Origin of the sequence: Ornithinibacter sp., from assembly GCF_035443565.1 — a bacterium.
In the GTDB taxonomy this organism is placed as follows: Bacteria; Actinomycetota; Actinomycetes; order Actinomycetales; family Dermatophilaceae; genus Fodinibacter.
The window spans coordinates 8233-28690 of sequence record NZ_DAORSO010000011.1 but is presented as its reverse complement, the minus strand read 5'-3'; the positions used below and the strand labels follow the sequence as shown (position 1 = coordinate 28690).

Below are 20458 nucleotides of genomic sequence, written 5' to 3'. Positions count from 1 at the left end.
GGCGGGACGGGTGAGGCCTGGGGCGGGTTGACGGTCAGGTCCTCGTCAGGGTCCTGCTCGGCAGGAGGCTGCTTCTTCTCGTTCTTGCTCATGGCCCATCCTCTCGGCTCCCACCCCCAAGCGACAGGGGTTCGTGCCGGAAAGGTGGCAGGTGCATCTCTAGAGCGCGGAGGGGGCCGCGGGCGTGGAGTCTCCCTCACCGGCATCCGGCGGGTCGATGCGGCACCAGCGTTGGGCGACCACACCGGCGCCCGCCAGGGCCAGAGCAGCCACCACCAGCGCCGAGAGCGGCAGCAGCCGACCCCGGTTGGCCACCAGCGACAGGTCTGTCGCGACGACGACGATCTGGCTGAGGTACCAGCCGGCCGCGGCCGCCCCGGTCAGCGCGGCCGCCTGCGCGAGCACGACGACGCGCGCCGCGCGCAGCGGGTCGAGCGTGCCCTTGGCCTCGCCCTCGAGGTAGCGCCGCACCGGTCGAGCCAGCCACAGCACGATCCCGCCCATCGCGACGAGCAGCACCCCGGCCAGCAGCGACGGGCGGGGCACCAAGGACCCGCCACGCGTCAGCAGCGAGAACATCAGGACACCGATCACGCCCGTCACCGCGGCGACCAGCGCCAGGGTCTGCAGCCGGATCTCCTTGTGCGCCCTCACGACTCGTCCTCGGCCAGCCGCACGCCGTGGGTGTCGACGGCGCCGACGAGGTCGGCCACCGCCACCACGTCGCCGCCTCGGCGCAGCGCTGCCGCCGGGTCGACCGCCAGCCACGGCACGAGCACGAACGCCCGCTCGTGGGCCCGGGGGTGCGGCAGGGTCAGGTGCGGGCGCTCGCTCACGACGTCGGTGCCGGATGCCGGGTCGCCGTACTGCACGAGGTCGAGGTCCAGGGTGCGCGCCCCCCACCGCACCTCGCGCGTGCGGTCGAAACCCGCCTCGACAGCGTGCAGCGCGCGCAGCAACGACGCCGGCGAGAGCGTCGTGCGCGCGACGAGCACGGCGTTGGCGTAGTCGGGCTGGCCGGGCGGACCACCCACCGGCGTGGTGTCGTACGTCGGCGACACCCGGATGCCGGTCAGCCGCACGTCGATCTCGAGGTCGGCAACGGCTGCGGTCAGGGTGTCGGCGGGTGAGTCCTCGCCACGCACGAGGTTGGCTCCCAGCGCGATGACGACAGGCACCGGATGCCGTTGGCGCGTCACCGAGACCGTCACGTCGCCGAACGGCACACCGACCGGCGCCTGCGGCTTGTGCACCGTCACGGTCACCTCGTCGACGGCGCTGTGCGACAGCGCATCTCCGGCGATGACCTCGGCCAGGCGCTCGATGAGGTCGAAGGGCTCACCCTCGATGCGAGCCAGCGCCGCAGCGCCGATCTCGCCGTAGTTGACGGTGTCGACGAGGTCGTCACTGGCCCCGGCCGCGGCGAGGTCGACGGTCAGCGCGACGTCGACGACGAACTCCTGCCCCTCGCGGCGCTCGTGCTCGAAGACCCCGTGGAACCCGCGGCCCCGCACGCCGCTGAGCACGATGCGGTCACTCATGAGCGCCTCGCAGTGCGTCGACGACGTCGAGGGTGTCGATGGTGCTGACGACGTCGTGCACCCGCACCGCCCACACGCCGAGCCGGGCCACGTGCGCCGTGGTCACGGCCGTGGCGACGTCGCGATCGAGAGGGGGGCGGACGGCATCCGGGGTGCGCCCGACGTGCCCGAGGAAGGTCTTGCGTGACGTGCCGACGAGCAGTCGGTGCCCGAGCGCCATGACCTCGTCGAGCCGGCGCAGCAGCTCCCAGTTGTGCTCGGCCTTCTTGGCGAAGCCGAAGCCCGGGTCGAGGACGATGTTCTCGGCGGCGACTCCGGCACCGGTCAGGGCCTCGACGCGCGCCATCAGCTCACGCGAGACGTCGGCCACGACGTCGTCGTAGACGGCGAACGACTGCATGACCGTGCTGTGGGCCCGCCAGTGCATCGCGATGAACGGCACGCCGCGCTCGGCGACCAGCGCGCCCATCTCGGGGTCGGCCAGGCCACCACTGACGTCGTTGACGACAACCGCGCCCGCGTCCAGCGCCGCCGCGGCGACCTCGGCACGCATCGTGTCGACCGACACCGGCGCGACCTCCCGCAGCGCCTCGATGACCGGCAGCACCCGACGCAGCTCCTCGGCAGCGCTCGGCCGCTGCGCACCGGGGCGGGTCGACTCACCCCCCACGTCGAGCAGGTCGGCACCGGCGACCACGAGGTCGCGGCCGTGCGCCACGGCATCCTGCGGGGTGAACCAGGCCCCACCGTCACTGAACGAATCGGGGGTCACGTTGACCACGCCCATGACGAGGGGGCGGCCGCCGCGAGCCTCGGGCAACGTCGACGCCGACAGCGTCACGAGCGGGTCACCACGTCAGCGCTTGCCGCCGAGCAGCAACGACATCGCCTCGGAGCGGGTGGCCGGATCGCGCAGCTGGCCGCGCACTGCCGAGGTGATGGTGCGCGATCCCGGCTTCTGCACGCCACGCATCGACATGCACAGGTGCTCGGCCTCGATGACCACGATGACCCCCTGGGCCCCGAGGTGGGTCACGAGGGCGTCGGCCACCTGGGTGGTGATCTGCTCCTGCACCTGCGGGCGGCGGGCGAACACCTCGACGAGGCGGCCGAGCTTGCTCAGCCCGGTGACCTTGCCGTCCTCGGCCGGGATGTAGCCGATGTGCGCGACCCCGTGGAAGGGCAGCAGGTGGTGCTCACACGTGGAGTACATCGGGATGTCGCGCACGATGATGAGCTCTTCGTGGTCGATCGAGAAGGTCGTCGACAGCACGTCGGCCGGGTCCTGGTTGAGGCCCGCATAGAGCTCGCGGGCGGCGCGAGCCACCCGGCCCGGGGTCTCGCGCAGGCCCTCGCGGTCGGGGTCCTCCCCGATGGCGAACAGCAGCTCGCGCACCGCGGCCTCGGCCCGGGCGAGGTCGACCCCGCGCGGGCCGACGCCGCTCGCGTCAGCGCCGACCTCAGGAGTCGACACGGCCACCGTCCGGCACCTGGATGATCTGGGTCGGCGGGGTGTCCTCTGCCTGCGTCGGGGCGCCGGCGCGGGCTGCCGCGTCGATGTCGGCCTCCGTTCCCGGGTCGCCGGGGTTCACCGAGGCACCCGCGGGAGCACCGGAGCCGTTGCTGCGACCGTTGAGGGCAGCCTGCTCGGCCGGGGTGAGCACCGGCGGGCGGTCCGAGAGCGTGCGGTGCTCGCTGGAGAGCCACAGGTCGCGCACCGGACGCTTGCGCACGTCCTTGAAGATCTCGGCGAGCTCGGCCGCGTTGAGCGTCTCCTTGTCGAGCAGGTCGAGCACGAGGCGGTCCAAGATGTCGCGGTTGTCGTTGACGGCGTGCCAGGCCTCGTCGTGCGCGTCGTCGACGAGCCGGCGGACCTCCTCGTCGACGACGGCGGCAACCTGCTCGGAGTAGTCACGCTGGTGGCCCATGTCGCGGCCGAGGAACACCTCGCCCTGGCTCTGACCGAGCTTGATCGCACCGACCCGCTCGCTCATGCCGTACTCGGTGACCATCTTGCGGGCCATGCCCGTCGCCTTCTCGATGTCGTTCGCGGCCCCGGTCGTCGGGTCGTGGAAGATGATCTCCTCCGCGACGCGGCCACCGAGGGCGTAGGCGAGCTGGTCGAGGATCTCGTTGCGGGTGGTGGAGTACTTGTCGTCGGTCGGCATCACCATCGTGTAGCCGAGAGCACGCCCGCGAGGCAGGATCGTCACCTTGGTGACCGGCGAGGTGTGGTTCATCGCCGCAGCCACCAGGGCGTGACCGCCCTCGTGGTAGGCCGTGATCTTGCGCTCCTTGGCCGACATGATGCGCGTGCGCTTCTGCGGGCCGGCGATGACGCGGTCGATGGCCTCGTCGAGCACCTCGTCGTCGATGAGCTTCTTGTCACCGCGAGCGGTGAGCAGCGCGGCCTCGTTGAGCACGTTGGCCAGGTCGGCACCGGTGAAGCCGGGTGTGCGGCGGGCGACGGCGAGCAGGTCGACGCCGGAGGCCATCGGCTTGCCCTGCGAGTGCACCTCGAGGATGCGGTGACGACCGATCATGTCGGGTGCCTCGACGGCGATCTGCCGGTCGAAACGGCCGGGGCGCAGCAGGGCGGGGTCGAGGATGTCGGGGCGGTTGGTCGCGGCGATGAGGATGACGTTGGTCTTGACGTCGAACCCGTCCATCTCGACGAGCAGCTGGTTGAGGGTCTGCTCACGCTCGTCGTGCCCACCACCGAGGCCTGCGCCACGGTGACGGCCCACGGCATCGATCTCGTCGACGAACACGATCGCCGGGGCGTTGGCCTTGGCCTGCTCGAACAGGTCACGCACGCGGGAGGCACCCACACCGACGAACATCTCGACGAAGTCGGAACCGGAGATGGAGTAGAACGGGACCCCGGCCTCGCCGGCCACCGCGCGGGCCAGCAGGGTCTTGCCCGTGCCGGGAGGGCCGTAGAGCAGCACGCCCTTGGGGATCTTGGCGCCGACGGCGAGGAACTTGGCCGGCTCGGCGAGGAACTCCTTGATCTCGTGGAGCTCCTCGACGGCCTCGTCGGCACCCGCGACGTCGGCGAAGGTGACCTTGGGGGTGTCCTTGGTCGCGAGCTTGGCCTTGGACTTGCCGAACTGCATCACCCGCGAGCCGCCACCCTGGGCCTGGCTCATGAGGAACCAGAACAGTCCGACGAGGAGCAGCACGGGGAAGAAGCTGATGAAGATCGTCCAGAACGCGCTGGTGCTCTCGACCTTGTCGTTGTACCCGTTCGGCAGGTTGGTGCGCAGGGAGTCCACGAGCTGCTCGGCGCGGGCGTCGACGAACTCGGCGCGCACCTTGGTGGCCCCGCTGACGTTGTTCGCCTCGTCGCTGAAGGTCTGGCCGTCGCGCAGGTCCAGGGTGAGGACGTTCTCCGTCGTCATCTGGGCCTTGTCGACCTTCTTGTCGACGATGAGCTTCTCGGCCTGGGCCGTGGTGATCGTCGTGTAGCCGCCGTCGCCGTCGAAGGAGAACACCGTCAGCATCACCACGACGACGGCCAGCACCCAGAACAACGGGGCCTTGAAGATGCGCTTGAAGTCCATGTGGGTGCGGAGCTCGCGCTCCGGTCCTCCTGCTCGTGGGTCTTTCGGCCGCCCGGCGCTCAGGCCGGGCAGGGACGGGTACACGCTAGCAACGCGCCCCGTTCCCCCCGTGTTCCGATCGAGTCGAAGGCTCTAGCCGTTGTCCAAGGCTCTCAGCTGTAGACGTGCGGGGCGAGGGTCCCGACGCAGCGCAGCCCCCGGTAGGCGTCGGCGAAGTCCAGGCCGTAGCCGACGACGAACTCGTTGGGGATGTCGAACCCGACCCACTTGACGTCGACGTCGACCTTCGCGGCCTCCGGCTTGCGCAGCAGCGTGCAGATCTCGACCGAGGCCGGGTTGCGCGACTCGAGGTTGGCCTTGATCCACGACAGCGTGAGGCCGGAGTCGATGATGTCCTCGACGATCAGCACGTGGCGGCCGGTGATGTCGGTGTCGAGGTCCTTGAGGATGCGCACCACCCCACTGCTCTTGGTGCCAGAACCGTAGGAGGACACCGCCATCCAGTCCACCGGGGCCGTCATCGGCAGGGCACGCATGAGGTCTGCCATCACCATGACCGCCCCCTTGAGCACCCCGACGAGCAGCAGGTCCTTGCCCTCGTACTCGCGCGCGATCAACGCGGCCAGTTCGTCGAGCTTGGTGAGGATCTCCTCCTCGGTGATGAGGACCTTCTCGAGATCGGCTCCCATGTGGGCAGCGTCCACTGCAGCTCCTGGTGTGGTGGGGCGGGTGACGTCGTTGACCTACTCAACCAGAGCCGAGGGGGCGATGGACACCCGGCCGTCGGATCGCCTCACCAGAAGGGCCCCCGGCGCGTGGACCGGACCCTGTCCGCGCCACGCCGTCAGCAGGGCGTCACAGGCCTCGACGTGGCGGGTCGAGACCTGACCGGCTGGTGCCCCCGCGGCGGCGAGCAGGCGGCGCCACACCCTCGAGCGCACGGCGATCGGGATGCCGCGCAGCACCTCGACCGACCACGGCCCACCGCCCAGCGTGGTCGCGGCGGCGTCGGCTGCGGCATCGAGGTGGTCGGCATCAGTACGAAGGTGGGATGCCGTTCGCGCCAGTGCCGCGGCGACCCCCGGCCCGAGGTCGCGCTCGAGATCAGCGACCGCCCGACGCGCCCGCACCCGCGCGAAGGTGGGGTCCTCGTTCATCGGGTCGTCCCACCAGGTCAGGCCATGCGCCGTGACCGAGGCCCGGCACTGGGCGCGAGTGGTGCCCAGCAGCGGGCGGCGGAAGCGGCCGCGCGCGGGCGGCATCCCCGCCAGGGATCGGGCACCGGATCCGCGCACCAGGCCCAGGAGCACCTGCTCGGCCTGGTCGTCGAGGGTGTGCCCGAGCAGCACGAGGGCGGCGCCGTGCCGGTCGGCGGCCTCCTCCAGCGCGCGGTAGCGGGCTGCCCGGGCGGCCGCCTCGACACCCGCACCGTCGGTGGTGACCTCGACGCGGATCATCTCGACCGGGCCCAGCCCCAAGGTGATCAGGGTCGCCGCGGCCCGGGCTGCGACCTCGGCGGAGGCTGGCTGCAGGCCGTGGTCGACCACCACCGCCCCCGCGCGGATCCCCGCCGCTGGCCCCTCGAACGCCGTCGCCGCAGCCAGCGCCAGGGAGTCCGCACCACCGCTGCACGCGACGAGCACGAGAGGGGGAGCAACGGCATCCGCCGCCGTCCCAGCGGGGGGCCCGGTGCCCGAGGCCGGGGACGAGGACAGCTCAGCGAGGGTGCGACGGACGGCGACCCGAATCGCCGCAGTCGCGGCGTCCGGCTTGCCCCACGGTCGACTCACGACCCCATCCTCCCGACCCAGCGGGTCAGCCGTGGACGCGACGGACCCAGGCCTGCGGGTCCTCGATCTCGCGGGCGAGCGGCAGGGTCTCCGGTGAGGTCCAGATCGCGTTGAACCCGTCCACCCCGACGGACTTCTGCACCCCGCGCACGAACACCGCACCGTCGCGGTACTGACGCAGCTTGGCCTCGAGGCCGAGCAGGCGCCGCAGCATCCGGTCCGGGGCCCCGGCACCCTTGCGCTTCTCGCTGAACTTCGCCCGGATGTGCGCGACGGTCGGGATGTGGGCCGGGCCGACGTCGTCCATGACCACGTCGGCGTGCCCCTCGAGCAGCGACATGACGGCGGTGAGGTCCGCCATCTTCTCGCGCTGCTCGGGTGTCGTGAACAGCCCGGTGAGACCGGTGCTGCCCTCGCGGAAGACCTCGGGCAGGCGCTGGGTCAACAGTTCAGTCAGCTCACCGAGGCGCTCGGAGTCGGGCGCGAGGTCGACGGCCAGCTCCCGAGCCTGCGCGATGAGGTGCTCGCGCAGCCAGGGGTTGGCGGTGAACTGCACCCGGTGGGTCTCCTCGTGCATGCAGACCCAGGCGCGGAAGTCCGCGCGGTCGACCCCGAGGGTCGAGGCGACGTCGATGATGTTCGGGGCGACGAGCATGAGGGCCGGTTTGCCGCCGGGCGCGAGGTCGTACTGCCCCAGCACCTTGCTCGCCATGAACGCGAGCAGGGCACCGGCCTCCGCACCGGTGACCTTGGCCCCGACCGCCGCGACGGTCGCATTGGGTGTGGCCGACTCGCCGCCGCCACGCTTGGCGATGATCTCCTCGAAGGTCGGGTCGAGCATGGCGCTCATCGAGTCGGCGTTGACGGCGATCCACGTGGCCCGGTCGACGACGAGGGCATCCGGCGCGTCATCGGGGGTGCGCAGCCGGGCGGTCTCGGCGACCGGCTCCCGCGCCGCAGCAGCGGCAGCGCGGATGGCCTCGACCTCGGCGACGGCTTCCTCGTGGGTGACGGCAGGCCCGGCGGCCACCAGCTTTCGCCCGGTTGTCTTCGCGAACTCCCAGTCGACGTATCCCACGTGGGCCCAGCCTCTCCGTTGTGCCGCGTCAGCGGCAGCCGCACCTGGTCAGGGCGGCCACGATCCGGTCCAACGCGGCCCGAGCACGCAGCGTTCCCCCGAAGTCCTCGGGGAACTCGTCGACGAGCACGACGAACGTCAGCGGGCGGCCGTCGGCGGTGACCGTCGTTCCCGCGAGCGCCGACCCCGCCTTCAGGGTGCCCGTCTTGGCACGAGGCACCCCCACGACGTCCTCGGTGGCGTCGGAGGAGAAGCGCCCGCGCATCGTGCCGGACACGCCGCTGACCGGGAGCCCCGCGATGACGTCGCGCAAGCCGGGCACCTGGTCCGGGCTGTCGGTCGCGGCCAGGTGCAGCACGCCCGACAGGGTGGCCGCACTCGCCGCCTGGCCGGGGCTGAGGCCGCTGGCGTCCTTGAGCACGAGCCCCTCGGTCGGGATGCCGTGCGCCGTCAGCCGCTCGACGACGAACGCGGCGTTGTCGCCGCCCTTGGTCGTGCTCCGACCCGCCGTCGCGGCGGCCTGGCGCACGAGGTTCTCGGTCAGGGCGTTCTCGCTGCGGTCCAACGCGAGGTCCAGCACCTCGCCGTAGGTGGCGGACCGCACGCTGCCCAGGTCAACGGCATCCGCGGATGCCGGGTCGCCCCAGGTCTTCTCGGGCGCCAGGGTGGCCGTCACCCCCTTGGCCTTGAGCGCTGCGACGAACGCCTTTGCCACCTCCGTCTCCGGGCGGATCGGTGAGGGTCGTCCCGCGGCGGGCAGCTGGGTCGCGAGCCCGGTCATGACGACGGCCTGGGTGAAGCCGTCGCGCACGTCATCGGGGTTCCACTCCGGTGGGTACCGCGGCCCGGGCGCCCAGCTGAGGTCGAGGCGCAGGGTGACCTTCGTCGCGCCGGTGGGCTTCAGCGCCGCGGCGACCTGGGACGCGAGGTCGGCCAGACCGGCCCGCCCGACCACGGCATCCGGCGCCCCCTTGCCCGGCGCGAGGAGGGTGTCGCCGCCGGCGACGAGCACGAGGTCGCTCGACCCGGGGGCCGCGACCACGCGCGTCGCCATCGTCTCGCGCAGGTCGAGCGTGTCGGCGACGGCCAGCGCGGCGAACAGCTTGGCCGTCGAAGCGGGCACGCGAGGCCGGTCGGCGTCGAGCGCGTAGAGCTCGTCCCCGGTGATGGCGTCGCGCACGCTGATGCCGACGCCGCCCTTGAGGGCCGGGTCGTCCGAGGCGCCACCGAGGGCGGCGGCCAGACCCTCGGCCGTCGGGACGGGAGCAGCAGTGCTCGCTGCGGTGAGCAGCGAGTCGTCGGAGGCGGCTGGCGCCGGGGAGGGCAGGAGCACCGGCACCGGGGTGCCGGACACCGTCGGGGCGGGGATCGCCACCGGACGATCGAGGGTGAGGATGCCGGGCGCGACGTCCATGACGTCGGCCGCGACGTAGCCCGTGGTCGCGACGAGGACGGCGAGGGAGGCGAGCATGACTCGTCTCACGGCCACTCCCTTCGCCCTCGACCCCGCCTATGGGCCACACTGTGCAAGGAGCCTAGGTCAACCACCTGTCACCCCCAGCACCCTCACTCAAGGAGAGCCCGTCGTGGAGTTCGACGTCACCATCGAGATCCCCAAGGGGCAGCGCAACAAGTACGAGGTCGACCACGAGTCCGGGCGCATCCGCCTGGACCGGATGCTGTTCACCGCGATGGCCTACCCCTCGGACTACGGCTACATCGAGGACTCCCTCGGTGAGGACGGCGACCCGCTCGATGCGCTGGTGCTGCTCGACGAGCCGACCTTCCCCGGCTGCCTCGTGCGCGCCCGCCCCATCGGCATGTTCCACATGCGTGACGAGGCCGGTGGTGACGACAAGATCCTGTGCATCCCGGCGGGCGACCCGCGCAAGTACCACATCCGCGAGATCGAGGACGTCAGCGAGTTCGACCGCCTCGAGATCCAGCACTTCTTCGAGACCTACAAGGACCTCGAGCCCGGCAAGTCGGTCGAGGGCGCCCACTGGGCGGGCCGCGAGGAGGCCGAGAACTGCATCCGTGAGGCCATCACCCGCGCCAAGGATGCCGGCATCTCCACGGCCCGCTGGCGTATGCCCGAGCACGACGACCTCGTCTGGGACGGCGGCTCCTCGCAGCGCACCCCCGAGGAGATCTCGGCAGCGTCCGAGCGCGCCCGCAACGAGCTCGCCACCAAGGAGAACCCGCTCAGCGACAACGCCTGAGCACCGACCAGGGTGGGCGGGGCCGGCCGTGAACGGCCCGGCAGGGCCCCGGCTACCACCCTCGGGTGCCGGGTTCTCCCTTGAAGGGGCCGACCACCCGTGAGGTGATCCAGCCTCCGTAGAACCCACCAGCCTGGGCGGTCACGACCTCGCCGTCGACGAGGCAGCGATCCATGGCGCCCGGCATGAGTGCCACGTGACCGACGAGCGCCTCGAAGCCGGGGCTGGGGCGGGGGTACGCCCACGCGGCGCGCAGTGCCACGGCACCCCCACCGACGGCATCCCCACCGACGACGTCGAAGTACGCGGCGACGCCCTTGAACTCACACCAGGTCGAGCCGGCCGTGGGACGCAACGCCCCCGCCACGAACGCTCCCTCGGGCAGGTAGTAGGTCGGCGGGTGGCTGGTCTCGAGCACGCGCAGCGACGCCGTGGTGTCGGCGATGAGTACTCCGCCGAACCAGACCTGCACGTGCTCGGCGCTGGCCTCGACCCGGGGTGGGCGCGGGTAGTCCCACACGGACTCCTGCCCCGGCCCGACCGGGTACGGCCTCGGGTGGCTCATGACGTCTCCACCCGGGCCAGCGCGGCCCGCATGGCGGTCCCGAACGCGTCGACCGAGCCGTCGAGGGCCTTGAGCTCACGGGGTCCGAGCAGGGTCGTGTGGCTGCCGTCGGCCCGCACCCCGAGCACCACGGGTAGGCCGCTGACCGCGCACGCAGCGGCCTCGTCGGGCGTCGTCTCGTTGCGGTGGACCAGGCGAACGTGCACGGGCAGGACCGCGGCCATCTCGTCCCAGGCCCGCTTGCGCCGCACGGGGCCGTGCGTGACGTCGCACAGCGAGCACTCGGTGCGGCCGAGCAGGTGCCCGACGACGTAGGTGAGCTCACCGACGACCCCGCCGTCGGCGGCGTACACCCCGACGGCCTCGACCACGTGCGCTGACATGGCCCAACGCTAATCCGCAGCGCCCTGCGGCCCGTTCAGGCTTCGACAAACCCCGCTCAGCAGGGCGGATGCCGTGGGTGCGGTCAGCGTCGCAAGCGGTAGCCCGCGCCCCGCACCGTCTCGATCCGGTCGCGGCCGACCTTGGAGCGCAGCTGGGCGACGTAGACGTCGACGACGTTCGACCCCGGGGCGAAGTCGAAGCCCCACACGAGGTCCAGCAGCTGCTCGCGCGAGAGCACCTGGCCGGCGTGGCGCATCAGGGTCTCGAGCAGCTGGAACTCGCGCTCGGTCAGGTCGTGATCCGCGCCCGCCACCGTCAGCCGCCGCTCGAGCAGGTCGAGCTCGACGTCACCGGCCGTCAGCCGCGTGTCGTCGGCCCGCGGGGAGCCAGCGCCCACCCGCCGCGACTCGGCCAGGCGCAGCGCCACCCTGGCCTCGAGCTCGGCGAAGTGGAACGGCTTCACGACGTAGTCCGTGGCGCCGGTGGTGAGGCCCGCGACGGTGTCGCGCACCCCTCCCCGGGCCGTCAGCACGATGACGGGGACGTCACTGCCGCTCCCCCGCAGGTCGGCCAGGACCTCGAGCCCGTCGCGGTCCGGAAGGCCGAGGTCCAGCACGACCAGGTCGATGTCGCCGGCCAGGGCCAGGTGCAGGCCCGTGGTGCCGTCCGCAGCGACCGAGGTCGTGTGCCCGGCCGCGCGCAGGCCGCGGTCGAGGAAGTCGGAGATGCGCGTCTCGTCCTCGACGATCAGGATGCGTGCCACCGGATCACCCTCTCACCGGGAGGTGCAGGCGAACCCGCGCCCCGGCATCCGTGTCGTCGATGACGACCTCACCGTGGTGGGCCCGGGCGATACCCGCGACGATCGCGAGACCCAGGCCCGCTCCGTCGGCGCGTGACGTGCCGGCCCGCACGAAGCGCTCGAGCACCCGGGCCCGCTGCTCGGGGGCGATGCCCGGGCCGCTGTCGTGCACCCACAGGTCGACCGAGTCGCCGCTGATCGCGCTGCCGATCCGGATGAGGTCGCCGGGCTCGGTGTGGGCCACGGCGTTCTCGGCGAGCTGGAGCATGGCCTGGAGCACGCGCTGCTCGTCGGCACTGAAGAACCCGGCACCGACCTCGTCGAGCTGCCAGTCGCGGTCGGCGAGCGATCGCGCGCGGGTGAGCACGCCGAGGGTGAGCTCGCTCAGCTCGACCGACCCGAGGACGACGAAGTCCGGGCCGTCCGAACGGGCGAGGGTGAGCAGGTCCTCGACGAGGCGCCCCATGCGGTCGAGCTCGTCGAGGACCACGGCCATGGATGCCGCGCGCTCGGCTGGCACCTCGCTCAGGGTCTCGAGGTTGCCCCGCACGATGGTGATGGGCGTGCGCAGCTCGTGGCTGGCGTCGTCGAGGAACTGCCGCTGGTCGGCGAAGGCGTGCTCGAGCCGGTCGAGCATGCCGTTGAACGTGCCCGCGAGCTGGGCGACCTCGTCGGTCCCGCGAACCTCCAGGCGCCGCGACAGGTCGGAGGCACCGATCTCCTCGGCCGCGCGGCGCACGTCATCCACCGGTCGCAGCACCCGGCCCGCGGCCACCCAGGCCAGTGCGCTGGCGATGAGGAGTCCGACGGCACCCGCACCGAGGAGCACGTACGTGACGACGTCGACCTCGCGCCGCTCCAGGTCGCGGAACACGCCCACCACCAGCGCCCCACGCGTCGTCGAGCCCTCGACGAGCACCGGGACGACGCGGTAGGTGACCACGCCGCGCTCGGTCCGGACCTGACCGGTGCGGGTGTCCTGGGCGGCGGCGAAGGCGGCCACGGCATCCGGATCGAGGTCCAGACGGGCCGGCGGCTCCTGCGCGACGCGGCTGACCGGCACCCCGTCCACCAGCCCGATGAGGGTCTCGTTCGTCTGGGGGATGCTGCGCTGGAGGTGCAGCTGGAGGAGCCGTCGGGGGTCATCGAACGGCGCCCGGGTCACGGGGTCGATGCCGGTCTGGGCCAGCGCGCGGAACTCGTCGACCTCCTGCGTCAGGGTGGCGTCGATGCGGTCGTCGACGCGCGCCATGAGGTACTGGCGGGTGATGACGAGGCTGACGAGCAGGGCCAGCGCGACCAGGGCCAGCTGGACGAGCAACAGCCGGGCCCTGGCCGAGTCGCGAGGGCGCCAGGACCGCGCGGCTGACTCAGCCAACGGTGAACTCGAAGTCGTCGTCGACCGCGTCGCCGTCGTCATCGACGACCCCGGCGTCGGTGGTCGGGTCGAACCGGCCGTCACCGTCATCGGCGTACAGGAGGGCGACCAGCTCACCGCTCACCTGCACGGGGGTGGTCAGGTCGATCGTGACGGGGCGCGTGGTGCCGGCCCTCACCAGGGCGCTGCCGAGCACCGCTCGACTCCGGGGGTCGATGACGACGACGTGCCCGTCGGTGGTGGGCAGGCGTACCTCCCGGACGAGAACCGTGGTGCCGTCGCCGCGCTGGTCGTCGACGTCCACCTCGGCGTCGTCGTCTCGCACGACAGCCACGACCGGGGCAGCGCCTCCGGACTGCGCGGAGGCCGTCGGCGTGGGCGACGGGGTGCCGGATGCCGTTGCGTCGTCGTTCGCTGGCGAGCCGGACAACACGATGGGGGCACCGATGACCTCGGGCTCGGGGTCGTTGCCGCAGGCGCTGACCGCGAGCGCCACGACGGCCACGAGGGCGACCGATGCGGCGCGTCGAGGGGCTCGCGCAGCAGGCTGCCCGGCGGGAGTGCTCGCTCCACGGGCGGTGGCAGCTCGGGTCGTGCGCATGGGGACCATCGTGCCTCGTCCGGGTGAGCGCAGCGTGAGTGCTTCATGAAGGATCCTTCATGCGCGGGCGGTTCGCCGGTTCACCCCGAGCAGCAGAAATGCCCCCGACCGGAGTCGAGGGCATCATCTGAGCCGCCTATCGGAATCGAACCGATGACCTATTCATTACGAGTGAATCGCTCTGGCCGACTGAGCTAAGGCGGCGTGCGCCCGAGCAGGCTCAGGCACGCCGCACGAGTATACGAGTCGACCGCGGTCGGCGCGAATCCCGCCCCTGCTCAGGGCGCGAGGGAGGACCAACCAGCCCGGACGGCATCCCACCTCGTCAGCAGGACAAGCCGTCCTCGGGCACGGTGCCCTTGAGGTAGTAGGCATCGACCGCCTTGTCGACACAGTCGTTCGAGCGCGTGTAGGCCGTGTGCCCGTCACCGTCGAAGGTGATGAGCGAGGCGTCGGCGAGCTGGTCGCGCAGCCGCACCGACCACTCGTAGGGGGTGGCGGGGTCACGGGTCGTGCCGATGACGACGATCGGCGCTGCACCCTGCGCCGCGACGGTCTTCGGCTCACCGGTGGGCTCGATCGGCCAGAACCCGCACGGCAGCGAACTCCACATGAGGAACGGCCCCCACGTGGGCGCGTCCGCCACCGACTCCTGAGCCAGGCGGGCCCGCTCGGCCACGTCGTTCGTCTCCGGCTTGTCGAGGCAGTTGACCGCGTAGATGACCTCCATGATGTTGCCGGCGTACTGGCCCCCGGGGTTGCGGTCCGCGTACTGGTTCGCGAGCTGCATGAGCGAGGTGCCGTCGCCCTTGAGCGCCTCGGACATCGAGTCCACGAGGGTTCGCCACTGCCCCTGGTCGTACATGGCGGCAGCGATGCCCAGCGAGGCCCAGCCCTCGGTGAGCTGGGGAACGGCGTTGTCGCCGGTGCGCGGCAGCGGGTTGCTGTCCACCGCGAGCAGGAAGGCGCGCAGCCCCTCCATGACCTCGTCGACGGAGGTCCCGAGCGGGCAGTCCCCCTCCTCGACGCAGTACGCAGCCCACTCGCGGGTGGCTCGTTCGAAGCCCTTGGCCTGACCGAGGTTGATCTCCTCAGCCGTGAGGTCCGGGGCGACGACACCGTCGAGCACCATCCGGCCGACCTGCGCCGGGAAGAGGTCGGCGTAGATGGTGCCGAGGTAGGTGCCGTAGGACTTGCCGAGGTAGGTGAGCTTCTCCTCGCCGAGCGCCGCTCGCAGGATGTCCATGTCGCGTGCGGCGTCCTGCGTGGACACGTGCCCCAGCAGCGGCCCCGCAGTGTTGGCGCAGCTCTGGCCCAGGCCCTCGGCGGTCTTGGCGAACGCCTGCTCCTCTGCCGGGTCGTCCGGGGTGGGGTCCGACCCGAGGAAGGTGTCGAGCTCGGCGTCGGTGAGGCAGTCGATCGGAGCCGACCGGCCGACCCCGCGCGGGTCGAAGCCGACGACGTCGTAGGCGTCGCGCACTCCCTTGCCGACGATGAAGTCAGCCGCCCGCGCGTAGTCCACCCCGGATCCGCCGGGGCCACCCGGGTTCACGACGAGCGAGCCGATCCGCCTCGACTCACGCGCTGCCGGGACCTTGATGACCGAGACCTCGATGGTGTCGCCCTGCGGCTGCGCGTAGTCGAGCGGAACCGTGAGCGTGGCGCACTGCGCCCCTTCGCAGTCGCTCCACGCGAGCTGCTGGCTGTAGAAGGAGGAGAGCCCTTCGGCACCGGGCGGTGGGGTCTGCGGCGCCACCGAGGTGCGCTCGTCGCCGGAGCCGCCGATCCCGGGGATCGTGCAGCCGGACGCCATCAGGGCGGCGGCCGTGACACCGGCAAGGGCAGCGAACCGACGGCGTCTCATGGCTCGCACGATAAGCGAGCAAGCTGCGCAGGGCGGAATCGAGCAGGTCACGATCCGGTCGCGGCGGCACGTCGGGTGACCGCCATCGAGTCCTGCTGGCAGGGGGTCGGATGCCGGCGGGTCGCCTCAGCGGGGCAGCCGCAGCTGCAGGGACATCGCCTCGAGGGCCAGGAGCGGGTTGACGTTGGCGCCGATGCGCTCGCGGGCCGTGCCGATCGCGTCCATGGCCCGCAGCAGGGCCTCGGCCTCGAAGACCTCGCTGACTCGCTGCACCACCTGACGACTGTCCTCGTTGATGAGCGGTGTCCCGGCGCCGGTGCGCAGCACGAGCGCGTCGCGGTACACCGACAGCAGGTCGACCAGCGAGCGGTCGATGACGTCGCGGGTGAAGCGCGTGGCCCGGGTCTTCTGCTCCTTCTCCAGCGACGACAGCTGCGAGCGGATGTGCGGCGGCTGGGTGCGTGCCGACGGGTCGGCCCCGAGCACCTCCATCAGCCGGACCCGCTCTGCGGCGTCCCGCTCGCTGGAGGCCGCGGCCGACTCCTCCGTCGCGATGGTGACGAGGTCGCCGGCCGCCCCCACGGCATCCCCGACGCTCGAGATCTTCGCTGCAAGAGCCACGACGTCGTGGCGACGGATGCGCGCGTGCTCGTCACGGGCGAGCCTGCGGGCCAGACCGACGTGCGACTGGGCGGCCCGCGCGGCGTACAGCGCCATCGGCGGGTCGACCCCGTCGCGCCGGGTGAGCAGGTCGGCGACGGCCTCGACCGACGGGGTGCGCAGGCGAACGTGCCGCGAGCGCGAACGGATCGTGATGATGACGTCCTCGACGGAGGGAGCGCACAGCATCCACACCGTCCGGGGAGTGGGCTCCTCGAGAGCCTTGAGCAGTGCGTCGGCCGCGCGCTCGGTGAGGCGGTCGGCATCCTCGACGATGATGATCCGGTAGCGGCCGACGGACGGGCTCCTGGCGGCGAGCTGCACGAGGTCGCGCGCCTGCTCGACCTTGATCGTCAACCCTTCGGTCGCGATGACGTCGACGTCGGCGTGGGTGGCCTCCAGCGCCGTGCGGCACTCGCGGCAGGTGCCGCAGCCACCGTCCGGGCAGAGCAGGGCGGCGGCGAAGGCGCGGGCCGCCACCGAGCGACCCGACCCGGGCGGGCCGGTGAACAGCCAGGCGTGGGTCATCGCCGCGGGGGTTGTCACCGCGTGCTCCAGCGTCGCGACGGCCACCTCCTGACCGATCACGTCGCGCCAGACGCTCACGGCGCAGCACCCGGGTCTGCGGCCACGAGGCCCATCGCCTCGAGTCGGGCGAGCACCTGCTCGTGCAGGCGCTCCGGGGGCTGCGTGCCGTCGAGGACGAGGTAGCGGTCCGGGTGCTCGGCCGCCATCGTGAGGAAGTGGTGGCGAATGGCCTCGTGGAAGGGGTCGGCCTCGGACTCGAGCCGGTCGTGGGTGCCGCCCCGGCGGCGGCGGCCCTCGGCAGCGGTGATGTCGACGATGACCGTGAGGTCGGGCACGAGCCCGCGCACCGCCCACATCTGCAGGTCGTGCACCTCTGCCGCGCCGAGGTCGCGCCCCGCCCCCTGATAGGCGACGGAGGAATCGGTGTAGCGGTCGGTCAGCACCACCTCGCCCCGCTCGAGCGCCGGGCGGACCAGCTGGTCGACGTGGTGGGCCTTGTCCGCGGCGAAGAGCAGGGCCTCGGCCCGCGGTGAGACGTGGTCACCGTGCAGGACGAGGTCGCGGATCGCCGCACCGAGTTCGGTGCCGCCGGGCTGGCGGGTGACCGTGACCGTGCGCCCGCGGGCACGCAGCGCCTGCGCGAGCAGCCGCACCTGGGTCGACTTGCCCGCGCCGTCGCCACCCTCGAAGGCGATGAACAACCCGTCGTGTCCTGTCACGCAGGCGAGCCTAGGCCAGTGCGGCGACAGGCTCAGCCCACGTCGTGCCGGTCGGCGTTGGCGTGGATCGCGTCGTGAACGTACTGCGCGAGCCGCGGCGCGAGGTCCTCGTAGGTCTTGGTGAACCGCGGGTCGGCGACGTACATGTCGGCCAGGCCGCGGTGGAACGTGTGGTCCAGGTCGTAGAACCGCTGCGCGATGTGCTCGCGGTGCGCCTCGGCCACAGCCATCGCCTCGTCCGAGTCGGGGGCGGCACCCGAGGTGAGGGCGGCCACGAACGCCGCGTTGACGGCATCCATCTCGGCCTTGACCTGCTCCCAGTCGGCCGGGGTGTAGCGCTTGGTGCGTGACGCCGACTGCTTCCAGGCGGTGGTCTCACCCCAGCGCTGCTCGGCCTCGGCCTGGTGGTCCTCGGAGAAGCCGTCGCCGAACAGGCCCTTGAGCTCCTCGGTCGTCGCGGGTCGGTCGTTCATTTCTGCCTCCAGTGCTGCGTCGATGGCCGAGACGAGGTCGGTGAGCTCGCCCAGCCGGGTCAGGACCACCTCGCGCTGGCGTCGCAGGTGCTCGGATGCCGTCCCCTGCCCGTCGAGCAGGTCGCGCACCTCGGTGAGCGGCAGGCCGAGCCGACGGTAGGTGACGACGGTCGCGAGCCGGGCCAGGTCGGCGTCCGTGTAGAGGCGGTACCCGGCGTGGGTGCGCGCGCTCGGCACGACGAGACCCTGCGCGTCGTAGTGGTGCAGGGTGCGCACCGTGACGCCGAAGGTCTGTGACACCTGGCCCACCGTGAGGTCCACGGATGCAGTGTGCTGGCTCGTTGCGGTCATGTCACCACCATGACGCCTCACGTCGCGTGAGGGTCAAGCCGGATGCCGCAGGTCAGCCCTTCGGGGTGTTGTCGAACCAGTTCGCCAGGGCGGTGGCCAGACCGATGTCCCCACGGGCCTTGATCTTGCCCATCATGAACATCATTGCCGGGTTCCCGGACCCGGTGATGAGCTTGAAGAACTCCACGGGGCCGAGCATGAGCGACAGGTCGGGTGCGTCGCTCGCGCCCGGTTCGATGCGGCAGGTGCCGTTCTCGACGACGACCGCATAGGTGTCGCTGCTGTCGCCCGGGCCCCCGGTGATGCGGAAGTCGATCCGCGCGTTGCGGTCGCCGGCCTTGTCGGGGAGGAACTGCGCGGGGAAGTGCGCGAAGACCTTCTCGAGGATCTCCTGACGGTGCTCACCGGCGAGGTCGGAGCGGATGTCGGCGTCGGACATGCCCTTGATGAGGGCGAACATGCCATCGGGCGACAGCGATGCGAGGGTCTCGGGGTTCAGCGGCATGACAACTCCGGGGTCGTGCCCCGGTCATGGACGGCCCGGGCTGTCCCCAGAACCTACTGTCGAGTAACCGTCGGGGCAAGGGCGCCACGCGCCGCCCCCGGGGCGCAGAGTCGCTCCACGAGGTCGGCACCCTCGCGCCCCGCGTCATGGCTGCGCATCTCCACCCCGATGCGCTGCGCGGCGGCACGGTACCCCGGGTCGTGCAGCACCCGACGCACAGCGGCACGCAGCCGGCGCGGTGACGGGCTCGTCGTGCGCATCCGCACCCCGACACCGCTCCACCGGATCCGGGCACCGATCTCGGCCTTCTCCTCGGTCGACCCGACCTGGACCAGGGGCACCCCGTGGTGAAGGGCGGTCGTGACCCCCGTGAATCCGCCGTTGGCGACGCACACGTCGACGTGTGGCAGGAGCAGGTCGTAGGGGACGAACTCGCACACCCGGGCGTTCGCGGGCAACGGCGCCCCCAGAGCGGCGACGAGGTCGGGTTCGGCCACACGCCCCGTGGTGACGACGACGAGGACGTCCTCGTCGGCCAGGGCGCGCAGGGCCGGCACGACCAGCTCGCGCATGTCCGGCCGGATGCTGCCCTGTGTCACGTGGACCACCGGGCGCCTCGAGGTCAGCACCTCATCCCACCACGGCGGGGGCATCCAGTTCGCCGGCGGGTCCGGTCGCAGCGCACCGATCCACCGCACGGATGCCGGCATGTTCGGGGTCGGGTACTCGAACGAGGGGGTGCACCCCTGGAGGTGCAGCAGCGGCGACATCGACACCTCGAGCACGCTGCGGCCATCAGGCGCCAGCCCCAGGTCAGCACGCAGCGCGTCGTGAGTGGCCTGCGCCTGCGCGAGGATCCATCGTCGGGTGGCCGTGCGCACGGCGTGGTTGCGCAGCCGGGACAACGGACCGGACATGGGCTGGAACCCCGGCCCGAACGCCGGGGTCGGCCCGTGGGCGTGCGCGATCGGCCCGTCCCCGATGGTCGCGTAGGGCACCCCGTGCACCTCGGCCAGCAGGCTCACTCCGTAGGAGAGCCCGTCACAGAGGATGACGTCGACCGGCTGCTCGGCCAGCAGGGCGGACAGGTCGGCGATGCGGTTGCGGGCCTCACCGACGAACACGTCCGCGTAGGCCCGGCCGATCGCCCGGGGCCCGCGCAGCCCGGCCAGCTGGGGGAACTCCTCGAGCAGCCGTTCCCCATCGAAGTCACGGGTGCGCCCGTACGGCACGGGCGTCGCGCCGACGGCCTCGACGTCGTCGTGGAAGTGGCGGCTGGCGAACCACGCCACCTCGTGCCCGCGCTCGACGAGCCGCGCCACGATCGGCAGGGCATTGCGGGTGTGGGCCGGTACGGGGACCGTCACGACGAGGACACGAGACACCGCGGGTCACTCCTTGGTCGCGGTCGACTTTCGCGTCGCCGTCTTC

General features: G+C 71.9%; 21 protein-coding genes and 1 tRNA gene. 1 reads left to right on the top strand and 21 read right to left on the bottom strand.

Annotated elements, in window-relative coordinates:
- Positions 1–159: 159 nt before the first annotated feature.
- The 9 genes from PLL68_RS02845 to PLL68_RS02805 all read right to left on the bottom strand — a co-directional run bounded on the left by PLL68_RS02845 (position 160) and on the right by PLL68_RS02805 (position 9458).
- Positions 160–654 (bottom strand): DUF3180 domain-containing protein, encoded by a 495-nt coding sequence (locus tag PLL68_RS02845; protein ID WP_324531465.1) that lies wholly within the window; start codon positions 652–654, stop codon positions 160–162.
- Positions 651–1541, bottom strand: a complete 891-nt coding sequence (gene folK / locus PLL68_RS02840; protein WP_324531463.1) for a 2-amino-4-hydroxy-6-hydroxymethyldihydropteridine diphosphokinase — start codon at positions 1539–1541, stop codon at positions 651–653. Before folK ends, PLL68_RS02845 begins: the two co-directional genes overlap by 4 nt.
- Positions 1534–2328, bottom strand: a complete 795-nt coding sequence (folP, locus tag PLL68_RS02835) for a dihydropteroate synthase (RefSeq protein ID WP_324531469.1) — start codon at positions 2326–2328, stop codon at positions 1534–1536. Before folP ends, folK begins: the two co-directional genes overlap by 8 nt.
- A 69-nt stretch (positions 2329–2397) precedes the next feature.
- On the bottom strand, positions 2398–3015 hold the full coding sequence (gene folE / locus PLL68_RS02830; protein WP_324531461.1) for a GTP cyclohydrolase I FolE: 618 nt from the start codon (positions 3013–3015) through the stop codon (positions 2398–2400).
- On the bottom strand, positions 3002–5107 hold the full coding sequence (gene ftsH / locus PLL68_RS02825; RefSeq protein ID WP_324531459.1) for an ATP-dependent zinc metalloprotease FtsH: 2106 nt from the start codon (positions 5105–5107) through the stop codon (positions 3002–3004). The genes folE and ftsH overlap by 14 nt, the downstream gene beginning before the upstream one ends.
- Positions 5108–5259: 152 nt before the next feature.
- Complete coding sequence (hpt, locus tag PLL68_RS02820; protein WP_324531457.1) at positions 5260–5811, bottom strand: hypoxanthine phosphoribosyltransferase; 552 nt, start codon at positions 5809–5811, stop codon at positions 5260–5262.
- A 39-nt stretch (positions 5812–5850) separates the two neighbouring features.
- On the bottom strand, positions 5851–6897 hold the full coding sequence (gene tilS / locus PLL68_RS02815) for a tRNA lysidine(34) synthetase TilS (protein WP_324531455.1): 1047 nt from the start codon (positions 6895–6897) through the stop codon (positions 5851–5853).
- Positions 6898–6922: 25 nt separating this feature from the next.
- Positions 6923–7975, bottom strand: coding sequence for an Rv3626c family coenzyme F420 biosynthesis-associated protein (locus tag PLL68_RS02810; protein WP_324531453.1), 1053 nt, complete (start codon positions 7973–7975; stop codon positions 6923–6925).
- A 28-nt stretch (positions 7976–8003) separates the two neighbouring features.
- Entirely contained in the window at positions 8004–9458 is a 1455-nt protein-coding gene (locus PLL68_RS02805; RefSeq protein ID WP_324531451.1) for a D-alanyl-D-alanine carboxypeptidase/D-alanyl-D-alanine-endopeptidase, read from the bottom strand.
- Between the two features lie 103 nt (positions 9459–9561).
- Here PLL68_RS02805 and PLL68_RS02800 point away from each other — a divergent pair, with 103 nt between their 5' ends.
- The gene (locus PLL68_RS02800; RefSeq protein ID WP_324531449.1) at positions 9562–10197 is read left to right on the top strand and encodes an inorganic diphosphatase; all 636 of its coding nucleotides are present in this window, start codon (positions 9562–9564) and stop codon (positions 10195–10197) included.
- Positions 10198–10249: 52 nt separating this feature from the next.
- On the opposite strand, the gene PLL68_RS02795 is transcribed toward PLL68_RS02800, so the two are convergent.
- The 12 genes from PLL68_RS02795 to PLL68_RS02740 form a co-directional block, all read right to left on the bottom strand.
- Positions 10250–10762: a DUF427 domain-containing protein gene (locus tag PLL68_RS02795; protein ID WP_324531448.1), complete on the bottom strand. Its 513-nt coding sequence runs from the start codon at positions 10760–10762 to the stop codon at positions 10250–10252.
- Complete coding sequence (locus PLL68_RS02790) at positions 10759–11145, bottom strand: hypothetical protein (protein ID WP_324531446.1); 387 nt, start codon at positions 11143–11145, stop codon at positions 10759–10761. The genes PLL68_RS02795 and PLL68_RS02790 overlap by 4 nt, the downstream gene beginning before the upstream one ends.
- Before the next feature lie 83 nt (positions 11146–11228).
- On the bottom strand, positions 11229–11909 hold the full coding sequence (locus tag PLL68_RS02785) for a response regulator transcription factor (RefSeq protein WP_324531444.1): 681 nt from the start codon (positions 11907–11909) through the stop codon (positions 11229–11231).
- 4 nt (positions 11910–11913) lie between these two features.
- Positions 11914–13326: a sensor histidine kinase gene (locus PLL68_RS02780; protein ID WP_324531442.1), complete on the bottom strand. Its 1413-nt coding sequence runs from the start codon at positions 13324–13326 to the stop codon at positions 11914–11916.
- Positions 13319–13927, bottom strand: coding sequence for a DUF7282 domain-containing protein (locus PLL68_RS02775; RefSeq protein WP_324531440.1), 609 nt, complete (start codon positions 13925–13927; stop codon positions 13319–13321). Before PLL68_RS02775 ends, PLL68_RS02780 begins: the two co-directional genes overlap by 8 nt.
- Before the next feature lie 130 nt (positions 13928–14057).
- Positions 14058–14131 (bottom strand) — tRNA-Thr (locus PLL68_RS02770).
- A 121-nt stretch (positions 14132–14252) separates the two neighbouring features.
- The gene (locus PLL68_RS02765) at positions 14253–15791 is read right to left on the bottom strand and encodes an alpha/beta hydrolase (RefSeq protein WP_324531438.1); all 1539 of its coding nucleotides are present in this window, start codon (positions 15789–15791) and stop codon (positions 14253–14255) included.
- A gap of 126 nt (positions 15792–15917) precedes the next feature.
- Complete coding sequence (locus PLL68_RS02760; RefSeq protein ID WP_324531436.1) at positions 15918–17057, bottom strand: DNA polymerase III subunit delta'; 1140 nt, start codon at positions 17055–17057, stop codon at positions 15918–15920.
- The gene (gene tmk, locus PLL68_RS02755) at positions 17054–17698 is read right to left on the bottom strand and encodes a dTMP kinase (protein WP_324531434.1); all 645 of its coding nucleotides are present in this window, start codon (positions 17696–17698) and stop codon (positions 17054–17056) included. Before tmk ends, PLL68_RS02760 begins: the two co-directional genes overlap by 4 nt.
- Positions 17699–17730: 32 nt before the next feature.
- Entirely contained in the window at positions 17731–18522 is a 792-nt protein-coding gene (locus PLL68_RS02750) for a MerR family transcriptional regulator (protein ID WP_324531432.1), read from the bottom strand.
- A gap of 52 nt (positions 18523–18574) precedes the next feature.
- Positions 18575–19027 (bottom strand): SCP2 sterol-binding domain-containing protein, encoded by a 453-nt coding sequence (locus tag PLL68_RS02745; protein WP_324531430.1) that lies wholly within the window; start codon positions 19025–19027, stop codon positions 18575–18577.
- A 53-nt stretch (positions 19028–19080) separates the two neighbouring features.
- The gene (locus tag PLL68_RS02740) at positions 19081–20412 is read right to left on the bottom strand and encodes a glycosyltransferase (RefSeq protein WP_324531428.1); all 1332 of its coding nucleotides are present in this window, start codon (positions 20410–20412) and stop codon (positions 19081–19083) included.
- Between the last annotated feature and the right edge of the window lie 46 nt (positions 20413–20458).